General features: G+C 45.1%; 22 protein-coding genes. 9 read left to right on the top strand and 13 right to left on the bottom strand.

Translation table 11 applies throughout. From position 1 onward, the window contains the following. The first annotated feature begins 135 nt into the window (after positions 1-135). From JHC35_RS09290 to JHC35_RS09265, 6 genes are all read left to right on the top strand, one after another. On the top strand, positions 136-1,173 hold the full coding sequence (locus tag JHC35_RS09290; protein WP_295044614.1) for a rod shape-determining protein: 1,038 nt from the start codon (positions 136-138) through the stop codon (positions 1,171-1,173). After that, positions 1,166-1,927 (top strand): rod shape-determining protein MreC, encoded by a 762-nt coding sequence (gene mreC / locus JHC35_RS09285; protein WP_295044610.1) that lies wholly within the window; start codon positions 1,166-1,168, stop codon positions 1,925-1,927. Before JHC35_RS09290 ends, mreC begins: the two co-directional genes overlap by 8 nt. 77 nt (positions 1,928-2,004) lie before the next feature. Continuing rightward, positions 2,005-5,253, top strand: coding sequence for a carbamoyl-phosphate synthase large subunit (carB, locus tag JHC35_RS09280; protein WP_295044607.1), 3,249 nt, complete (start codon positions 2,005-2,007; stop codon positions 5,251-5,253). 3 nt (positions 5,254-5,256) lie between these two features. After that, entirely contained in the window at positions 5,257-5,688 is a 432-nt protein-coding gene (locus tag JHC35_RS09275) for a Sua5/YciO/YrdC/YwlC family protein (RefSeq protein ID WP_295044604.1), read from the top strand. Between the two features lie 9 nt (positions 5,689-5,697). Beyond that, positions 5,698-6,273, top strand: coding sequence for a hypothetical protein (locus tag JHC35_RS09270; protein ID WP_295044601.1), 576 nt, complete (start codon positions 5,698-5,700; stop codon positions 6,271-6,273). A 1-nt stretch (position 6,274) separates the two neighbouring features. Then, entirely contained in the window at positions 6,275-7,453 is a 1,179-nt protein-coding gene (locus tag JHC35_RS09265) for a glutathionylspermidine synthase family protein (protein WP_295044598.1), read from the top strand. Here JHC35_RS09265 and JHC35_RS09260 read toward each other — a convergent pair whose 3' ends face one another. From JHC35_RS09260 to JHC35_RS09215, 10 genes are all read right to left on the bottom strand, one after another. Then, entirely contained in the window at positions 7,454-8,248 is a 795-nt protein-coding gene (locus tag JHC35_RS09260; protein WP_295044595.1) for an ABC transporter permease, read from the bottom strand. After that, the gene (gene flgK, locus JHC35_RS09255) at positions 8,248-10,095 is read right to left on the bottom strand and encodes a flagellar hook-associated protein FlgK (RefSeq protein ID WP_295044592.1); all 1,848 of its coding nucleotides are present in this window, start codon (positions 10,093-10,095) and stop codon (positions 8,248-8,250) included. The genes JHC35_RS09260 and flgK overlap by 1 nt, the downstream gene beginning before the upstream one ends. A 1-nt stretch (position 10,096) precedes the next feature. Next, entirely contained in the window at positions 10,097-10,528 is a 432-nt protein-coding gene (locus tag JHC35_RS09250) for a hypothetical protein (protein WP_295044589.1), read from the bottom strand. Between the two features lie 14 nt (positions 10,529-10,542). Further along, on the bottom strand, positions 10,543-10,749 hold the full coding sequence (locus JHC35_RS09245; protein ID WP_295044586.1) for a flagellar biosynthesis anti-sigma factor FlgM: 207 nt from the start codon (positions 10,747-10,749) through the stop codon (positions 10,543-10,545). Between the two features lie 66 nt (positions 10,750-10,815). Beyond that, positions 10,816-11,109 carry a hypothetical protein gene (locus JHC35_RS09240; protein WP_295044583.1) on the bottom strand — a complete coding sequence of 98 codons (294 nt, stop codon included), beginning with the start codon at positions 11,107-11,109 and terminating at the stop codon, positions 10,816-10,818. Then, complete coding sequence (locus JHC35_RS09235; RefSeq protein ID WP_295044580.1) at positions 11,109-12,155, bottom strand: flagellar basal body P-ring protein FlgI; 1,047 nt, start codon at positions 12,153-12,155, stop codon at positions 11,109-11,111. The genes JHC35_RS09240 and JHC35_RS09235 overlap by 1 nt, the downstream gene beginning before the upstream one ends. A 50-nt stretch (positions 12,156-12,205) precedes the next feature. Continuing rightward, positions 12,206-12,793, bottom strand: a complete 588-nt coding sequence (rsmD, locus tag JHC35_RS09230) for a 16S rRNA (guanine(966)-N(2))-methyltransferase RsmD (protein ID WP_295044577.1) — start codon at positions 12,791-12,793, stop codon at positions 12,206-12,208. Then, the gene (locus tag JHC35_RS09225; protein WP_295044576.1) at positions 12,783-13,163 is read right to left on the bottom strand and encodes a hypothetical protein; all 381 of its coding nucleotides are present in this window, start codon (positions 13,161-13,163) and stop codon (positions 12,783-12,785) included. The genes rsmD and JHC35_RS09225 overlap by 11 nt, the downstream gene beginning before the upstream one ends. A gap of 1 nt (position 13,164) precedes the next feature. After that, positions 13,165-13,866 carry a 3'-5' exonuclease gene (locus JHC35_RS09220; RefSeq protein ID WP_295044573.1) on the bottom strand — a complete coding sequence of 234 codons (702 nt, stop codon included), beginning with the start codon at positions 13,864-13,866 and terminating at the stop codon, positions 13,165-13,167. A gap of 3 nt (positions 13,867-13,869) precedes the next feature. Beyond that, a complete protein-coding gene (locus JHC35_RS09215) occupies positions 13,870-14,304 on the bottom strand; it encodes a hypothetical protein (RefSeq protein ID WP_295044571.1) in 435 nt (144 codons plus the stop codon). An 88-nt stretch (positions 14,305-14,392) separates the two neighbouring features. Here JHC35_RS09215 and murA point away from each other — a divergent pair, with 88 nt between their 5' ends. Further along, positions 14,393-15,655 (top strand): UDP-N-acetylglucosamine 1-carboxyvinyltransferase, encoded by a 1,263-nt coding sequence (murA, locus tag JHC35_RS09210; protein ID WP_295044567.1) that lies wholly within the window; start codon positions 14,393-14,395, stop codon positions 15,653-15,655. 208 nt (positions 15,656-15,863) lie between these two features. On the opposite strand, the gene purL is transcribed toward murA, so the two are convergent. After that, on the bottom strand, positions 15,864-18,077 hold the full coding sequence (gene purL / locus JHC35_RS09205) for a phosphoribosylformylglycinamidine synthase subunit PurL (RefSeq protein WP_295044565.1): 2,214 nt from the start codon (positions 18,075-18,077) through the stop codon (positions 15,864-15,866). 134 nt (positions 18,078-18,211) lie between these two features. Between purL and JHC35_RS09200 the strand changes: the two genes are divergently transcribed. Further along, positions 18,212-18,694: an Hsp20/alpha crystallin family protein gene (locus JHC35_RS09200; RefSeq protein WP_295044563.1), complete on the top strand. Its 483-nt coding sequence runs from the start codon at positions 18,212-18,214 to the stop codon at positions 18,692-18,694. 3 nt (positions 18,695-18,697) lie between these two features. Here JHC35_RS09200 and greA read toward each other — a convergent pair whose 3' ends face one another. Together greA and JHC35_RS09190 are read right to left on the bottom strand one after the other, a co-directional pair. Beyond that, positions 18,698-19,225, bottom strand: a complete 528-nt coding sequence (gene greA / locus JHC35_RS09195; protein WP_295044560.1) for a transcription elongation factor GreA — start codon at positions 19,223-19,225, stop codon at positions 18,698-18,700. Further along, positions 19,226-19,552 carry a hypothetical protein gene (locus tag JHC35_RS09190; protein WP_295044557.1) on the bottom strand — a complete coding sequence of 109 codons (327 nt, stop codon included), beginning with the start codon at positions 19,550-19,552 and terminating at the stop codon, positions 19,226-19,228. 70 nt (positions 19,553-19,622) lie between these two features. On the opposite strand from JHC35_RS09190, the gene JHC35_RS09185 reads away from it, so the two are divergent. Beyond that, positions 19,623-20,505, top strand: an 883-nt coding sequence (locus tag JHC35_RS09185; RefSeq protein ID WP_295044554.1) for an RNB domain-containing ribonuclease, incomplete at its 3' end; no start/stop codon positions are given.

Here is a 20,505-nt window from a genome sequence, read left to right as displayed (position 1 = left end):
GACTATGGGTGAAACAATGTATGAGCTTCCCGAATACAGAGGATACGAAGTACTCATCACAAAAGAAGTTGTCGAAGAAAATATCGCCCCAGTCTATATTAAAAAATCAAAACAAAAAAGTGCATAGGAGAGTTAATGCTATTTAATAAATTAATCGGAATGTTCTCAAATGATCTCTCTATCGACTTGGGTACAGCCAATACTTTGGTCATCTCCAAAGGAAAAGGGATTGTTATCAATGAACCCTCCGTTGTTGCAGTAAAAACCGAAAAATACGGTCAACAAAAAGTCCTTGCTGTCGGTCGCGAGGCTAAAGAGATGGTCGGAAAAACTCCGGGCAATATCAAAGCGATCCGCCCGATGCGCGACGGAGTTATCGCCGATTTTGATATGACAGAGAAAATGATCCGCAAGTTTATCGAAAAAGCGCACGGACGAAGCAGTCTCATCAGCCCTCGTATCATCATCTGTATCCCGTACGGTCTGACTCAAGTAGAACGCAAAGCGGTCCGTGAATCGGCAATGAGTGCAGGAGCACGCGAAGTCTATCTGATTGATGAACCGATGGCAGCTGCTATCGGTGCGGGTATCGACATTCGTGAACCAAAAGGAAATATCGTCGTTGATATCGGAGGGGGGACTACTGAAATCGGTGTTATTTCTCTCGGTGGACTCGTTCTTTGTCGTTCAATCCGTGTAGCGGGAGATAAAATTGACCGCGCGATCATGGATTACGTTAAGCGTAAATACAACCTTCTTATCGGTGAACGTATCGCAGAAGACATCAAAATTAATATCGGTACCGCGATGCCGTTGGCTCAAGAGCTTAAAATGATCATTAACGGCCGTGACCAAGTTGAAGGTCTTTTGACATCGATCGAACTGAGCAGCGAAGACGCGCGTGAAGCAATGCGCGATCCGCTCAAAGAGATCCTCGAAGCGCTACGTGACGTATTGGAAAATATGCCGCCGGATTTGGCGGGCGATATCGTCAATAACGGTGTAATCCTCACCGGAGGCGGGGCTTTGATCCGTCAACTTGACAAATACATTTCAGAAACGATCAAAATTCCGGTCTATGTAGCCGATGAGCCGCTTTTGTGTGTTGCACGCGGAACAGGACGCGCTTTAGAAGAGATCGATCAACTCCACGAACTCTTCGATAATGAATAAACAAACCCTAACGATCGCCGCCCTTCTAGTTTCGCTGATAGGAGGGACCCTTTACTTTACTAACTTTTTGCAATCTCCGATTCTGCATCTAACGCATACTATAAAATCGCATTACCTTGATGGTATCGAATCGATTCAAAACAAAATCGATCAACATTTTCATCAACAAGCCACGATCATAGCCCTTCAAGAAAAAAACCGCTATTATGAAAAAGAGCTGATTAATCTGCATCAAGTAGCCGATGAGTACCAAAAACTCCTCCAAGAACAAAACAGCACTCTAAAAACCAATCCCCAAACCGCTTTAGCCAGAACGCTTTCATACGTCCGTTTCGGCGATCCGCATCGAGTATGGATTGAAATGGACCATTTTAATCCCAAAAAAGTGTACGGTCTACTCTATCGAGGGTACGCGGCCGGAATTGTTGTTGGAAGCTACGGACGTCCGATGGCATTGCTCAACGGAGACACCAAAAGCTCGTATGCCGTAACGATCGGAACAACTCTCGCTCCGGGAATCGTCCGCGGAAATAATGAGCGCCGGCTTGTTGTCGAATTTATCCCTACGTGGATACCGATTTCAGTGGGTGATGAAGTCCTCACATCAGGGCTGGACCGTATTTTTATGTCGGGTCTCAAAGTCGGCAAAGTGATCTCGATTTCAAAAGCCAGCGGCTATCAAAGTGCTGTTGTTGAACCCTACTTTTACGGCAAAAATCCAGCCTATTTTCATGTCATTACACAAATAAGATAATCTCTCTTCACCCCTTGTAATCCGATTTTAAGTGCTCCTCGTCTATAATAATAAAATTTTTATTGATAGGGGTCATAATGCCAAAACGCGACGACATCAAAACGATTTTACTCATCGGATCAGGCCCGATTGTTATCGGTCAAGCCTGTGAATTTGACTACTCTGGGACGCAAGCGGTAAAAACGCTCAAAGAGCTCGGCTACCGTGTAGTTTTGATCAACTCGAATCCGGCAACGATTATGACCGACCCTGAATTTGCCGATCGTACCTACATCGAACCTATCAAACCCGAAATCATTGCCGAAATTATCAAAAAAGAGAACGTAGACGCAATCTTGCCGACAATGGGTGGACAGACTGCTCTCAACGCCGCAATGAAAATGTACGAAAAAGGGATGTTAGAGGGGGTCGAATTCCTCGGAGCCAACCCAAGCGCTATTAAAAAAGGGGAAGACCGTCAAGCGTTCAAAGAGGCGATGATCAAAATCGGTATGGACTTGCCGATCTCCCGTTATGCTTACAATATGGACGAAGCGATGGCAGCGGCCGAAGCGATCGGTTTTCCGATCATCATCCGTGCATCGTATACCCTTGCGGGTGGGGGAAGCGGTGTTGCATACAACATCGATGAGTTCAAACTCCTCGCTCAACGTGGTCTTGACGAATCACCGATTACTGAAATCCTGATCGAAGAGTCACTTCTTGGATGGAAAGAGTACGAGATGGAAGTTATCCGTGACCGAAATGATAACTGCATCATCGTCTGTTCGATCGAAAACTTCGATCCGATGGGTGTTCATACGGGAGATTCGATCACTGTTGCCCCTGCCCTCACCCTCACCGATAAAGAGTACCAACGTATGCGTGATGCATCATTTGCGATTCTGCGCGAAATCGGTGTTGATACCGGCGGATCAAACGTACAATTCTCTGTGAACCCGAAAACAGGGCGTATGATTGTTATCGAAATGAATCCACGTGTATCCCGCTCTTCGGCACTTGCTTCAAAAGCAACCGGTTACCCGATTGCAAAAGTGGCTACATTGCTTGCGGTAGGATTTACGCTCGATGAGATTACCAACGACATCACCGGAACCCCTGCATCGTTTGAGCCGGTTATCGACTATATCGTAACCAAAGTTCCGCGCTTTACGTTCGAAAAATTTCCAGAAGCGGAATCAACTCTCACCACCAGTATGAAATCGGTCGGAGAAGCGATGGCAATCGGACGAACGTTCAAAGAGTCGGTTCAAAAAGCGCTCTGCTCACTTGAAACAGGTCTGTGCGGTTTTGATCCTATCGATGCCGATCTCGAATTCGTTAAACACGAAATTCGCCGTCCGAACGCTGAACGTATCCTTTACGTCGCTCAAGGATTCCGAATGGGGCTCTCCAAAGAGGAGATTTTTGAACTCTCAAAAATCGATCCGTGGTTCCTCACCCAAATCGAAGAGATTATTGCCCAAGAGAAAACCGTTACTGCCGCAACACTCAGTGATGAAAATCAGCTTCGCCGCCTGAAAACCGAAGGATTCTCCGATAAAATGCTTGCCCGTCTGATCGGTGGAAGTACCAAAGAAATCGATGTTTACAATGCACGCAAAGCGCTTGGTATCGCTTTTGAATACAACGAAGTTGATACGTGTGCGGCAGAGTTCGGTTCATTGACACCGTACCTTTACTCAACAACCAATATCACTCGTCTCGGACCGCAAGCACCGCGTCAAAGTGACAAGAAAAAAGTGATGATTCTCGGCGGCGGACCCAACCGCATCGGTCAAGGGATCGAGTTTGACTACTGCTGTGTTCACGCTTCTTTCGCACTCAAAGAGATGGGTATCGAAACCATCATGGTCAACTGTAACCCTGAAACCGTTTCGACCGACTATGACACCTCTGATGTCCTCTATTTCGAACCGATCGATTTCGAACACGTCCGTTCTATCGTAGAAACAGAACAACCAGACGGTATCATTGTCCATTTCGGAGGGCAAACGCCTCTTAAATTGGCTAATGGTCTTAGCGCTATCGGTGCAAACATTGCAGGAACCTCCGCAGAGGTGATCGACTTGGCAGAAAACCGTGAAAAATTCTCAGCGTTCGTTGTGGAACAAGGTCTCAAACAACCGGAAAACGGAATTGCCATGACCAAAGAACAAGCATTTGCCGTTGCCCAAGAGCTTGGATATCCGGTTCTCGTTCGTCCATCGTACGTTCTGGGCGGACGGGCTATGCGTATCGTTTACAACGAAGATGAACTGCGTACCTATATGGATGTCGCCGTATCGGTCAGTAACGACTCTCCAGTACTCGTTGACAAATTCCTCGATCAAGCGGTTGAGCTTGACGTGGATGCGATCTCAGACGGTACCGAAGTTTATATCGGTTCTGTTATGCAGCATATCGAAGAGGCGGGAATCCACTCGGGAGACAGCGCGTGTTCACTCCCACCGGTTAGCCTTAGCCGTGAGCTTCAAGCACAGGTGGAACAACAAACGAAAAAAATCGCATTGGGGCTCGGTGTTATCGGTTTGCTCAATATCCAATACGCCATTTACCAAAATGAAGTCTATTTGATCGAGGTTAATCCGCGCGCATCCCGCACCGTACCGTTTGTTTCAAAAGCAACCGGTATGCCGCTCGCAAAAGTTGCTACCCGTGTTATGCTCGGAGATACTTTACGCAACGCATTGAACTACTACGATAACTACAATATCGTGATGGAAGCAGACGGGTTGCTTAAACCACGTCTCAAAGGGCATGTTGCGATCAAAGAAGCGGTATTTCCTTTCAACAAACTCTACGGAGCCGATTTAGTCCTCTCTCCTGAGATGAAATCGACCGGAGAAGTTATGGGGGTCAGTCAAAACTTCGGCGTCAGTTTCGCGAAAAGCCAGCTTGCCGCAGGAAACAAAATTCCGACATCGGGAACGTGTTTCCTCTCATTCATCGACATGGACAAAGTACATGCACCAGAAATTGCACGGGGACTCCATAATCAAGGATTCAACCTCGTCGCAACCCGCGGTACACAAAAAGTGATCGAAGCCGCAGGGATTCCGTGTGTCGAAGTGCTCAAAATTTCCGAGGGACGTCCAAATATCGAAGATATGATGAAAAACGGTAATATTTCTCTTGCTATCAATACATCAGACAACAACACATCGAAAAAAGATGCGGAACAAATCCGTCAAATCGTATTGCGCATGGGTATTCCGTATTTCACGACCCTCAGTGCCGCTCGCGCCGCAATCGAAGCAATGGGGCATATGCAAGACAATAGCTGGATGGAGCCTCAGGCACTGCAAGATTACCTCATTTCCTAAGCAATGGATAAAATCATCCTCACCCAAACCGACACCACCGTCGGTTTCCTCTCTCAAAACGGATCTCGTCTCGAAGCCGTCAAAATGCGCCCCGAAAATAAACCGTTTTTAAAAGTTTATGCCAAATTAAAGCAGCTAAGGCAAGATATACGGATTCCTGATCTACATAAACATCGCGTACGCCATAGCAAGAAGACGACGTTTGTCCTCAAAAATCAAGCTTTCCGGTTCGTGAGCGATCCTGAGCATGCAAATCTGATCCACCCCTTCGGATGGCTTTTTTCTACGTCAGCGAACAAAAGCGGAGAAAGGTTTGATCGGGATTTTTGTTTACAAGTTTCCGATATTATTATTGAAGATTTTCGCGGATTAACGGAGCAAAGCGCCTCAACAATTTTTAAACTCAATACCTCACGTCTAAAACAATTACGATAAGAGTCAAGAATGAAACACTGTATATCGGCGAATCAGATTATGGTAGGAACAATGGGGCTGGTCGTCCTCAGTGCACTTAGCGGATGTCAAAGTGCTTCCCAAGAGCAGGCAGAACCGAAAAACAAATTTCTCGTTGTCGAGCAACTCAGCAACGGTAAGTACGTCATTGTCGAAGAGGTTCCGACGGAGGGACCAAGCCATGCGATTATCCGATCCAAGGATGAGAACGGAACAGTGCATGAACGAGTCTTAACCGAAAGCGAAATGAAAGAGCTTGCCAACCAAGAGTACAAAAAAATGGAATCGGGGCAATCGGAGCTCAATGCCGAACCGCACAGTGAAGGGATGGGATTAGCAGGAACGATCCTCGCCGCAGCCGGAGGGGCACTGCTAGGAAATATGATCGGAAATGCTCTGATGAACAATGCCAATGTGCGCAAACATCAAGAGATGTCCAACCGCTCCGAATACCATCGTTCATCAAGCGGTATGAACACTCCGGCTTCCTCTTCAAATCAGAAAAAGAGCTTCTTCGGAAACTCGGCCTCAAAAAGCACCTCAAGCAGCAGCAGTTTCGGAGGCTAATATGATTGCATTACAAAAAATAAACCCGATCAACGATACCGCTTTAGAGCAAATGGGGTTTGGCTGGCATACCGATTCAGACCAAAGCAAATACATTGCGGATGAATTGGTTGTAATCACCGATGCGGAAGCCGAAGCCTATTACGAAGCGGTCAATGAACTTTACGATATGTACGCCACTGCGGCGCAACACGTTATCGACAATAATCTCTTTTTTGATCTCGGGATCCCGTTTAATCTGATCGAGGCGATTAAAAAAAGCTGGGAAAACGATGTTCACTGGCACCTCTACGGCCGTTTTGATCTTGCAGGAGGGGTTGATGGAAAACCGATTAAACTGATCGAATTCAATGCCGATACCCCAACCGCACTCTTCGAAACCGCTATTTTGCAATGGGCACTGCTCAAATACAACGATATGGATGAAGAGCGTCAGTTTAACTCGGTTTATGAAGCGATTAGTGAGAATTTTCGCCGTCTGATTACTCTGTTTGACGATACCGAAAAATTTGATTCGCTCTATGAGGGATGGAAAATTCTCTTTAGTTCCATCAGCGGAAACATAGAAGAAGAACAAACGGTTCGTCTGTTACAGCAAATGGCAATCGATGCTGGCTTTGAGAGCGGATTTGAGCCGCTTGGCGGAGTCAAATTCGATGAAGAGGGAATTTATGACAGCGAAGAGAACGCGTATGAGTATTGGTTTAAACTCTTTCCGTGGGAAGAGATTGCTATCGAAGAACCAGAACTTGCCACTCTGCTCACTTCAATCATGAACAATCAGAAAGCTATTATCCTCAATCCTGCCTATACCCTTCTCTTTCAATCCAAAGGGATGATGAAAATCCTGTGTGACTTATTTCCCGATTCACCGTATCTGCTTAAGACCTCTTTTGAACCGCTAAAAGGGACTTCTTACGTCGAAAAACGGATGTTTGGACGAGAGGGAGCAAATGTACGTATTGTTGACGCTACAGGTACTACACTTGAGTCCAACGACGGACCGTACGGTAACTTCAAACCGATCTATCAAGAGTACGTTGAATTTCCAAAAGACAGTGCCGGAAACAGCTATCAAGCCGGTGTCTTTTTTGCCTATGAAGCGTGCGGTTTAGGATTCCGAAGAGGCGGGAAAATTTTGGGGAATATGTCAAAATTTGTGGGGCATGTTCTTCGATAACTAACGAATCTCTTTTTGGTTCCAATGCGCTTGCAGCGCATTGGAGATGTTCATCAACGAAAATGTTACGATAAAAATCAATAATCCCGGAAAGAAGCTTACCCACCACGCGATATCAATCACCTCTTTTCCTCCACTGAGGATACTCCCCCAGCTCATTTGCGGTGCCACAATACCTAATCCCAAGAACGACAATCCCGATTCCGCCAAAATAGCGCCCCCTACCCCAAACGTGAAATTGACCAAGACCACCGGCGCGAGCAAAGGGGCATAATATTTGAAAATAATTTTGATCGGATGAACGTTGCCGATGCGAAGAATCCGAATAAACGGTTTTGAAGCGATGGCAAAGCTCTCAGAACGGATCAAGCGTGCCGTCCCCATCCATCCGGTAATTGAAATAATTACAATCAATATCCAAACCGATGCATTGACGTAACTCACCAGAGTTAACAGCAAAAAGAGAGTCGGAAATGTCAGAAATAGATCCACTACGATGATAAAAAGTTTATCGAATCCCCCGCGCATCAGAGCGGCACTCACTCCATAGATGAGTCCAATGAGCGTTGAAACAAGGGCGCTGCCAAATCCGATAACAAGCGATATTTGCCCCCCCTCCATCAAACGGGCCAAAAGATCACGTCCCAATCGGTCGGTACCGAACCAATGAGCCATAGAGGGGGGAAGCAATATAGCGTGGGAATCTAAAAAAAGGGGGTCGAGCGTATAAAAAAGAGGAGCGATAAATGAAAACACGATCACCGCTGCAAGAGCGGCAATACTAAGTAGCGGCATTAGTTTTTGATGCCCAAAAGTGTTGTCATCATCTGATCAACAGTGGTAATAACTTTTGAGGCAGCTCCGTACGAGGTTTGGTAACGGATAAGATTGGCCATCTCTTCATCAATACTCACTTTACTGATCGAATCTTGCTCTTGTTTAATTGCATTGTATTGTGCGGTGAGGGCATCGTTCGTAGCGATAACGGCATTGGTTTTCGTCCCGACTTTTGTCACCATATTGTCGAAATTCCCATAGATTGTATCGGTTGTTTTATTTAATCCGCTTCCGAATGTCACTGATGAAAATTGCAGCTGAACCATATCAAGTGCCGTTTGGCCATCACCTCTTGCAGGTGATGCGAACCCTTTGATTGCACTGGTATCATTTTTTAATGCATCGGTTAGAGCAATATTTTTTCCGTTTGAACCATCAAAAAAGCGATTAAGCCCTGTCACACCGGCGAAATTGGTTCCATTATCTTTAATAGCGAACGTATACCCTTGTTCAGCGTATCCACCTTGCATGTTAATCGAAAAGATTTTTTGCGTGCTGTTAAATGACGCTGTTAGCATGCTATTGATGTCATTAAGCGCATTACCGTCTTTGTTGTCATCGTTTGCACTGTTAATTTGGTTGACGATGCTGTTCGTAGAGAGAGGCGAATTGTCTATCAATGTGCCTTGATCAATCGTAATAGAACGTCGCCCTACTTCGTTACCGTCAACATCGTAAACAATGAGTTCAAATGTTCCGGCATTGAAATTTTCATCCGTACTGAGCAATGAAAGACTATTCGTGAAACTCAATGGATTCGACTGCATCGAAGTCGTAGCTGTTTGTGCGTAAATATTATTGGTCGCTTCGATCAGCCCTTTTGCAAAGTTGTCCATATTGTTCATCGTCTCTTGCAAAAATCCGTCTTCGAACTCGCCGTTTGATCCGATTTGTGATCCGCGAAGCTCTAACAACGCTCCGATTTTCCCTCCGGTAATATGCTCAGCATACGGGACACGAACTCCGTCTTGGCGTTCGTAATAGAGGTCATTATAGCCGTTCGGATTGTTTTTATGGTCCATACTAATCGGATGAAAACCTCCTCCGTCGACAATATTAAATCCACCTACTTGGATGGTATAGCTCCCGTTTTTAATCGCAATATTACTGTCGATTACATTGTTCGATTCGATCTGTCCTACGATAACCTTTGCCCCGACAAGTTTGTTCAAAGTTAATTCTAGCTGGCTTCTTTGATCTCTTAGATCATTCGCGTTATTGATGCCGCCAGCCTCTGCCTTGTTAATTTCGATATTGATCTTAGCAATCTGTTCAGAGATGCGATTGACCTCATCAATATTCACTTTCACCTGACTATCGAGAGAGCTTTGCAAATCTTTTATTTTCGATCGCGTTTCTTGAATGTGTTGAGCAAGTGTTTGCGTTTGTTGCGCTAACGACTCTTTTAAAGAGGTATTGTCCGGATTGACTGAAAGAGACTGCCATGCATTGAAATAATTTTGCAAATCGTTTTTAATACCGATTTTGTCGATTTCAGGAAAATACGAAGAGAGCTCTTCCAAATTCTTCTTCAATGTATCCGAGTTTTCTTTATTCTGCGCAGCATTCGAATATCGGGTAAACACAAAACTATCAAATACGCGGGCAATTTCCGTAATTTGAGTACCGTTTCCTACCGCTCCGGGTTGGACATACAGCGGAGTTGCTGCCGCTGTGACGACACGCTGGCGAGAATACCCCTCAGTCTCTGCATTTGAGATATTATGCCCGGTCGTATCAATACCGATTTGTGCCGCGTTTAAACCGCTGTATCCGATATTTAATGCATTGAAAATAGATGCCATTTTATACTCGCACTTCCAAAAATGATGCTTCCAAACGCGCTACTTTTTGATAGCCCTGCATTTGTGTCGGAACCAATCGTTCCAACAGAGCATTATAAAAGGAGCCGACACTAAGAACCATTTTGGCGTATTGTTGATTCACTTCGCGTAATGTAGAGAGATGTTCTTTGAGTGAATCGAGTTGTTGATGTTGTTCATTATCTAAAAGTTCAGAAAGAGGCATTGCAGGGTGTTGAGTCATCAGTTTTGAAATCTCACGGTCTATCATCGCTTTTTTTTGTTCAAAACTTTTTATTTTTTCCTCTTTGATAGCAAGTCGATCAAATTGAGGATTATGGTTCGCCTCTTTGATATCGGTGATATCCTCCTGAGACAAAGTGATGAGAGTTTCAAGATCTTTGATAGCACTCTGCAACTGATAAGACAACATCATAAACTCCTGTATTTTTAAGTAAGCTCTTGTGCGATGCGTTTAGCTAACGCTTCAATGTCGACACGATATTCACCTTTTTCAATGGAAGATTTCAACTCTTCGATTCGGCTCGTGTCACCTTGTTTTGTAATAGATTGAGCAGGTTTTTCCTGTTCTTTTGTTTTTACGGTTGATTCCTGATACGTCGCCTTGAGTAGCGACCCGTTTACACTTGATATCATGTTGAATCCTTGTTTTGCGTTTATGATGTGTATCACCATATCGGCAAAAAACTATAAAAATTTAGTCTATTTATCTTTTTTTACACCCTTTTGGCTGAGGTTGTCGAAAAGCATCTGTGAAAAACCGAATCCACCCGCACTCGCGTTGGATAATTCTTCACGGTACATTGATTTATAAATTTTATCTCCTGGATCATTTGCACTTGAAAAAATGTTTTTGTCATCTTTCATCGCTTCGTCCAGCATCATTTTGACGATAATCGCTTCAAACTGATCGGTTTTTTCACGGAGAGCTTTATCACCCTCTTTTGTGCCGATTGTCGGAAGCACTTTTTGATATCCTACGTTTGCAATCTCCATTAGATAACCTCCAAATCAACCGAGATGGCACCCGCACTTTTCATCGCTTGAAAAATAGAGATCATCTCTTTTGGTGTTGCCCCCATTTTTTGGAGTGATCGTGCGATGTTGGCGACCGTTGTCGTCCCTTTTTCGGTAAAAATTTCATTTTCATTCAGGCCGATAACCAAACTTTTATCCATTGCAACGCTTCCGGCAGGCTTAGAAACCTCATTTTGTGAGAGGATTTTTACCGTCAAGCTCCCTTGTGTGACCACAACGGGTTTTACCTCAACATCAACACCGGCAACAATGGTTCCCGTACGTTCATTAATAATGATTTTTTGATCTTGCGTATAATCAATATTAAGACTTTGAACCTCTGCCAAAAATTCAACCATCGATTTATTCGCAGGGAGTTGCAATTGAATCGTTCGAGGATCAATCGCGGTAGCGGCATGTGAACGATATTTAGTGTTGATCGCGTTTTGAATTGCAACCGCATTGGCGAAATTGGACTCTTTTAGCGAAAGGGTCGCACTGTTTTGATGATAAAGGTCCTGTGCGATTTCACGCTCAACCAAACCGCCCCCGTATACCATCCCCACCGTTGGATGTGATTCTACCCCCGCACCTTTGTCATTTTTACCGCCGATGCTGATAGGCCCTTGCGCTAACGCATATATTTTGCCATCCACCCCTTTGAGCGGGGTCATCAGTAGCGTTCCCCCCTCAAGCGATTTTGCATCTCCGATAGAGGAGACGGTAACGTCAAATGCATCCCCCTGTCGAGCGAACGGAGCAAATTTAGCGGTTACCACAACTGCGGCGACGTTTTTCGATTTAATGTCCACGGGATTCATATCGATATTCATCGCTTTGAGCATGTTTGCGATAGATTGAAGAGTAAATTTAGAGGTTGTTCCATCCCCTGTTTTTTTCAAACCCACCACCAAAGAGTATCCGATAATTTGGTTATCCCGTACACCGACGATATTAGCGACTTCACTGATACGTGTTGCTTGAGCAATGGTGAGTAAGCAAAAAAGTAAAATAAAAATTCTCATGCCAATCCTTTGTGATACAAGGATTAAGCAAAGGCTATTCCAAAAATGCGTTACGCGTAGTAGGTAAGTGACGTTTTTCCAAAACGTTTGGATTTGATGCGGTTAAAATGGCCAATAGAATCAGGAAGTTCAAGAGTGCTCATATGTTCGATAATGATTAATGTCGCCATTTCGAGAGGAAAAGAGGCAATCATATCAATCATTTTGTCATATATCTCTTCCATCCCTTCACGGTAGGCAAACGGTGGATCGACGTAGATAAAAGCACTTTCGCCTAACGTTGCAAGACGCTTTTTGACATGAACGATATTGGTAAAACTGTCCCCTTCGACAACTTCACAGGCCGAGGGATCGGTTTGCGCGATATTTTCACGAAGTGTACGGATCGCGTCACGATCTCTTTCCATAAAAATGATTTTCTTCGCTCCTCGGCTCAACGCTTCGAGCCCGATTGAGCCGCTCCCCGAGAATACTTCTACTACAACCGCATCGATGATATCAAATTGCAAAGTATTGAAGAACGATTCCACAACGATCGCTTTTGAGCTTCGGGTAGTCTCTTTGGAGGGAAGTTTGAGGGTTTTGCCTTTGTATTTTCCGGCAATGATTTTTTTGGTAATCGTTGGATTATTTTTCATAAAATGCACGTATCGCTTTTAAAATATTAGCTTGGTATTCACGGGTGAGTTTATCGATATGACGTTCAAGTATCTCGAAACTGACTTTTTCGTTATTGGACTCGATCGGTTCATCGGACGTCTCCAATACAGGATGCTTGCCCGACTCAAATTTTTGATTCAAAGCGTGAAGAAGCTGTGCTTTTGAAAACGGTTTGATGAGATCGGCCGATTCGTCCGAACCGATTATAAAGGTGGGATATTGATCATCGTGTATACTCTTGTCTCGAATGAGAATATCACATTGGCGCAGCGACGTGAGACTCCCCTCTAAAAAAAGTTCCAATGAACGCTGCAACAACGGGGAATCACACTGGATCGCTACTTTCAAATCACTTCCCTCTCAAATAATAATCGATACTATAACGCAAATCTTCATCCATATCCATTAAACTCTCCACCATCCACTTGAGATAAGAGGGGTCTTTGAGCACAATCTCTTCGATCCGTTTTTTGGCGTATTTTCCAAACGGCAAGCGGGTCAGGAGAATATGGCTTTTGGATATTTCGATGAGTCTTTCGATGTCGGCTAAATCGAGGAGATATTCCAGTACCATTTTCGTGTGCAACGCATCACTGAGTGCATGATGTGGAACGATAGGGAGATTATACGTTTCAAAAACGGCTTTTTCTTCACGATACAATCGGAGCTCATAGCGCAAAAACTGCAAACCGTACCCCTCCAAATCATCCATCAGCGATTTGGAGCATTTGAGCGTATCGATCACCCTCCCCTGCCACGTCAATCCCTCTTTCTCCAACATCGCCAAATCAAACGGGGCATTATGCGATACCAGTATATTCTGGGTCGTATTGAGCTCTTTGAGTTTTTCAGAACTGATAGATTGGGAAAATGATGGAGCATCGCTCACCATCTCGTTGGTTATATGGTGGATAGCGGAAGCGGCGGGAGGGATTTTTTTTTCTGGATTGATCAGCTCAAAATGATAGGTATCCTCACCGATAAATCCCAAGGCACACATTCTGTCTTTCGGATCCACACCGGTTGTTTCGGTATCGAGAAATATCACCATAATTTAGTGTCCTGATTGAGATTTCAAATAGGACATGAGGTTATGATAGTGTTCCAAAGTACGGAAACTTTTCTCAAAACGCCATCCCAACACAAAAGCGATAATCTCATTTTTTTGTTCCGGAGTCAACTTTTCAGCACGCCCGTAATAGGCTAATGAGATATTTTTATTTTTGACTTTTGCGTCTTTATCGTAGATTATCGCAATGATTTGGGCATATTTTCCCTCTTTGATCGCCCCCAAATCCTCATCAGCTAACGATAAGCCTGAAAGATTGATGGCTTTAAAGCCAAAGAGCATCTCGAAGCGTTCAACTTTGGCATCAATCCCCAATTTTCGATAGAGTTCTTCGAGAGTTTTGAGATTGCTTTTGCGTTCCAATTCGTAACTGGAGATCTGTGCAGTCAGGTTTTTGAGACGATCTAATGCTGAACTCACGTTTTCTCCCTCTCTTACCTCTATGGTTTTGATAATTTTAACCTACCTTGACTTATAATACGACACTTTTTATCATTGTGGGAATCTAATGGACTATTTACGAATTCAAGGGCCGACTAAACTTAGCGGAACCGTTACTATTTCCGGCGCGAAAAATGCCGCATTACCCCTCATTACGTTGGCTCTTTTAGCTCACAATCCGCTCAAAATCACCAATATGCCTGAAGTGGCCGATATCAAAACGCTTCTCAAGCTTCTCCAAAATCTTGGTGCAAGCTGTACGTTACAAGACCATGTATTAAACATCGACACCTCTACGGTCAACCATACAATGGCAAACTACGATATCGTCAAAACGATGCGTGCGTCGATCCTAGTACTCGGACCGCTACTTGCACGATTCGGTCACTGTGAAGTCTCTTTGCCGGGCGGATGTGCAATCGGACAGCGTCCGATCGATCTACACCTAAAAGCGATGGAAGCAATGGGGGCTACGATCACCATCCATGCGGGATACGTTCACGCCGTAGCACCGGAGGGGCTCAAGGGTGCGCATATCATTTTCGATAAAATCACCGTAACCGGAACGGCAAATGTCGTTATGGCAGCTGCATTAGCACACGGCAAATCGGTTCTTGTCAATTGTGCCAAAGAGCCTGAAGTGGTTCAACTGTGTGAAATCCTCCGTGACAGCGGTATCGATATTACCGGTATCGGTACATCCGAGCTCACTATCATCGGAACAGGGGGCAAAACGATTGATATGGTCGATTTCGAAGTGATCCCCGATCGTATCGAAGCGGGAACCTATCTGTGTGCGGGAGCGATCACTAACTCTACCATTACATTAGAGCGTGTACGTCCCGATCACCTCGATGCCGTTACCGCAAAATTGGAACAAATGGGATGCCGCGTGGAGTCTACCGAAAGCACCATGACCGTTTATCCTGCGGCTGAACTCAAACACGTCGATATTATCACCCAGGAATATCCCGCATTCCCGACCGATATGCAAGCACAATTTTTGGCCCTTGCAACACTAGCCAAAGGAGCCAGTACCATCGATGAGCGATTATTTGAAAACCGCTTTATGCATGTCAGCGAATTGCAGCGTTTAGGAGCTGATATTAAACTCAGCGGCCACGTTGCTACCGTAGTAGGGCCATGTGAACTCTTCGGAGCCGATGTCATGGCAACCGACCTTCGTGCATCAAGCGCACTCGTATTGGCGGCGATGGCGGCTGAAGGGACGACAAACGTTCATCGTATCTACCATCTCGATCGCGGATATGAAAACTTAGAGCAAAAACTATGCGCTTTGGGTGCTAAAATCGAACGCCTCAAAGAATAACACTCCACTATCCCCTTCTTAGAGAGGGGATCTTCTATTCTCCACACCGATAGCTTAGATTGGTAATATAAAATTCACATTTGTTTTTCGAACGGATTCGAAATAATTTTTTGAGTAACTTTTTCATACACTTTTGTATGCAAAAAGTATTCCAAAATAATCGTTTTGAGGGAAAATTCCTCCTCAAAAAAGGAGGAGGAGAGAAAGGTTACAGATCGCCTTCGATCACTTTTTTGAAGGTGTTATAGTAGATGTTTTGCATCTCAGGGAGTCTCATCGTGACGTCGTTGAGGGTGAACGTATCTCCACCGACCGTACCGATTTTTTGGCAATCCAATGAACCCACCATTGCTTCGAACGCTGCACAGTTTTCCGGAGCTACTTCGATGATGGCGCGACTCATGCTTTCGGCAAAAATATCGCGTGGATCATTGACACTCATTGTTGCACTGATTCCTTTTCCGCTGACACATGCCATTTTCGCTAACGCGATTGCCGCTCCACCGGAACTGCAGTCTTTGGCCGCTTCGAGCAACCCTTTTTTATTCGCATCGATGACAAGATTCCATAGAGCTCGTTCTTTTGCATAATCGATCGTTGGGATGGTTCCCGCAACAACGTTATAGAGCTCTTTCATATACAAAGATCCGCCGAATTCAGAGCGGTTTTCACCGACGATGTAGACTACATTCCCCTCGCTTTGGAAAGTCGACATCAAAACGTTGTTTTGATCTTCGTTCACCCCTACCATTGCGATAGATGGGGTTGGGAATACCGATTTGCCGTTAGTTTCATTGTACAGCGATACATTTCCACCGATAACCGGAGTATTAAGCTCAGCACACGCCTCTTTGATTCCTAAACATCCTTGTGCAAACTGCCACATGACTTCAGGATTTTCCGGGTTACCATAATTGAGACAATCGGTAATCGCTTTAGGAGTTGCACCGCTCATCGCGACGTTACGGCCGCTCTCGATAACTGCGGCAGCCGCTCCCGCTTTCGGATCGATGAAACAGTAGCGAACGTTACAATCCGCACTCATCGCCAATGCGACACCGTTTTCTTTGACACGGATTACCGAAGCATCGAGCTCGCCCCCTTTTTTGATCGTATTGGTTTGTACCATCGAATCGTACTGCTGATAGATCCACCCTTTATCGACCACTTCCATCGACGCAATCAATTTCTCAAACGCTTTTTGATTATCGACCGCATCAAAATCGCTCAATTTGACATCTGCAATTTCATCAAGATATGCCGGGCGGCTCATCGGGCGATCCAATACCGGAGCCTCTTCACTCACAGGATCAACCGGTACCTCTGCACATTTTTCTCCATGCCAAAACAACTCCATTTTCCCTGTAGCGGTTACTTCACCGATTACGGCACAGTCAAGATCCCATTTCTCGAAAATATCGATGATCGCTTGTTCAGTCCCTTTTTTCGCACAGATAAGCATACGCTCTTGTGATTCAGAGAGCATAAATTCATATGGCAGCATCCCCTCTTCACGAGCCGGAACCTTATCTAAATGCATGATCATACCGCTTCCGGCACGTCCCGCCATCTCAAACGAGCTCGACGTCAGACCAGCCGCACCCATATCTTGAATCCCGACAACATAATCGGTTTTGAAAAGTTCCAAACACGCTTCAAGAAGCAATTTTTCGGTAAACGGATCGCCCACTTGTACCGTCGGACGAAGCCCTTTAGACGCTTCGGTAAAGCTGTCTGAACTCATCACTGCACCACCGAGACCGTCACGCCCTGTTTTAGAACCGACATAGATAACCGGATTTCCGATCCCCTCGGCACGTCCGTAGAAAATTTCATCGCTTTTGGCAAGTCCGAGAGTAAACGCATTTACGAGAATATTACCGTTGTAGCACTCATCGAAACTCGTCTCACCGCCGATAGTCGGAACTCCCATACAGTTACCGTATCCGCCGATACCCGATACGACACCGCGCACCAAATAACGCTGATGAGCGCTGATGTCATCTTGGTTCAATACATTACCGAAACGGAGCGCATTAAGATTCGCGATCGGGCGGGCACCCATCGTAAATACGTCACGCATGATTCCGCCGACACCCGTCGCTGCACCTTGATACGGTTCGATAAAACTCGGATGGTTGTGACTCTCCATTTTAAAAACCGCCGCATATCCGCCGCCGATATCGATAACACCTGCATTTTCACCTGGTCCTTGGATAACCCACGGTGCTTTGGTCGGAAAACCGCTCAAATGTTTTTTTGACGATTTATAGCTGCAGTGTTCGCTCCACATAGCTGAAAAAATCCCGATTTCAACGAGGTTCGGCTCACGTCCGAGGATTTTCTTGATATGCGCATAATCGTCCATAGACAATTTGTGCTGTTTTAGAACTTTTTCGATGTCTGGAAGGGGAGTGCTCACGGCAGTTTCCTTGAGTAATATAATAAAATTGGTGCGATTATACCAAAGGGTTCAAAAGTGCCCCCTTAATTTACTCTCTATTTACAAAATCGCCTTACATTTACACTCTACAATATATTATTGGAGGTTTATACATGACATTGTCAAAACGTCTTTTAATTACATTGGGAACGGTTCCTCTACTAGCGTACGGAGCGATAGCCTCGGCGCATCCAAAAGAAGAAAAACCGTGCGAACAGGGTTGCCCTTTTTGGTCGATGGATGAGTTGGAAAGTTTTTTTAACCGCCCTTTTCCCAAAATGAGCACTACTTACAGCGCTTCGACGCTCAAAGAGAGTGAGAAAGCCTACCTCATCAGCATCGATTTGCCCGGAATGGACAAAAAAGATATTTCGATTCAAACCTCAGGGAATCGTTTAATGATTTCAGGAGAACGCAAAGAGGAGTCTGAGGGAAAAGAGGGGTCGAAAAAATCGTATCGCCAATTCAATCAGAGCTTTTCACTCCCCGATGATGCCAATCTTGAAGCGATTACGGCTCAATCGATCAACGGTGTGCTGAAAATTACCGTCCCGAGAACCGGCAAATCCGTATCGAGAAAAATCGAGATCAAATAGCTCTCAACGAAATCCGAAATCTTTTTCGGTGCGGATATTTTTCTTAAGAGAAAAGATATCCTTATAGGTGATTTCGATCACTTCATAGCTCTTTTTCCCTGCGGGGAGATGAACACTGAATTCATCCCCTTGCTCTTTTCCCAACATCGCCCGAGCCAATGGAGAGTGAACCGAGATCAATGCATTCTCCGGTTCACTCTCGAGTGTTCCGCAAATCGTATAAGCAAACTCTTCTTCGCTCTCGACATCCATAATCGTAATCGTGGCACCAAAATGGGCACGGGAGTGATCAAGCAAAGAGGGATCGATAATCTGAGCTTTCTCAATCATCGAATTGAGATAAAACAGTCGTTTGTCGATATGGCGAAGCTTCTCTTTTGCCGCATGGTATTCGGCATTTTCGCTCCGATCCCCCAGTTCGGCCGCCCGCTGTTTTTCCTGATTGACACGGGGTTTTTCAATATCTTTGAGGAATTTAAACTCACGTAAAAGTTCGTCGTACCCTCGCGGGGTCATCGGCTCTTTATTCATTTATGCCGCAAATCCGAGGATATAATAAGTTGGTTTGCCGTCTACTTTTTGGAGTTTTACTTTGAATTTATCGGCGAAATGGTTGATTTTGTCCATTGCGTCGCTTGCGCTGATATCGCTCGTCGCATCGATCTTGATTTTAAAATAGTCATTACCGTTGGACATCGCCACATACGATTCATCCGTTTTCAACGCTTCGTGCAGATCCAAAATGTGTTTGATAATTTTTTCATACCCAGTGGTATTTTTCTCGATCCGTGAAAGTTGATCGGCAAGGGCTTCATTCGGAGTGTAACCGAGTTGGTTTAAAATCGCTTCGTAGGTCATATCTATGGTTCCTTTGTAAAATTAGAGGAGTTATTCTAACATAGAAGTTTATATAGACTATAATATCCGCATGAAATCACTCCTAATTCGTCTTACCCACGGTCTATATGATCAAGATATTGCAGAAACCGAACGCGAAAACATACGGCAATGGTTCGGTATGAAACTCCTCACTCATGAGGGGGGGAAATACCAGTTTGCTTCCCAATACCGCGCCGGTATCGTCTCATTGGCTTCCGAGAGCGGTGCTTATCTTCAGACTTTAGGGGAGAGTATCCGAGACCACTTTATCGAAACCAACAACCTCATGGGAGCCAAAAGCGGCGATTTGGTCATTGCCCAACGACTATTGGGAAAACGGGGCGGCCCTCAGGCAAAAGTTGTCGTTGTTGTAGGACGGAGCGAAACATTTAGCGTTGCGGTTATATCTTCTAAAAACGGACATTTAGGACTCTACGACATCCGCACCGATCATCCCGCCGGTTTTGCCCTGAGCGATCTTCCTAAGAATGCCAAAGGGTCACTCTATCAAATCAATAACCAAAGCGGAACCATTGCCGCATACCTCGGAAACCTCAGTGATCCGAAAGTCGATGAAAAAATCGTCCTCGCCCTCTACAACAAACACGACGCGTTCGAAGATGACGTACTGGCAATGGCACGGGAATTTCCCAAAGAGGTCGATGCGTCCCTCTATCCCAACCGCCGTGACTTGCGTCATCTGCCGTTTTGTACGATCGATCCCGTCACCGCAAAAGACTACGATGACGCCATCTGTTATATCCCCGAAACCTCCACCCTCTACGTCGCCATCGCCGACGTGAGTGAATACGTCCACCCTTTCGGTGCGATTGACGCCGAGGCGATTTACCGCAGTTTCTCGATCTACCTCCCCCACCGTTCTATTCCGATGCTTCCACGAGAACTCAGCGAAACCCTCTGTTCGTTGCAGG

The organism is Sulfuricurvum sp., from assembly GCF_022759005.1.
Lineage (GTDB): Bacteria > Campylobacterota > Campylobacteria > Campylobacterales > Sulfurimonadaceae > Sulfuricurvum.
Note: the sequence above shows the minus strand (reverse complement) of the source record. Positions and strands in the feature narration are given on the sequence as shown.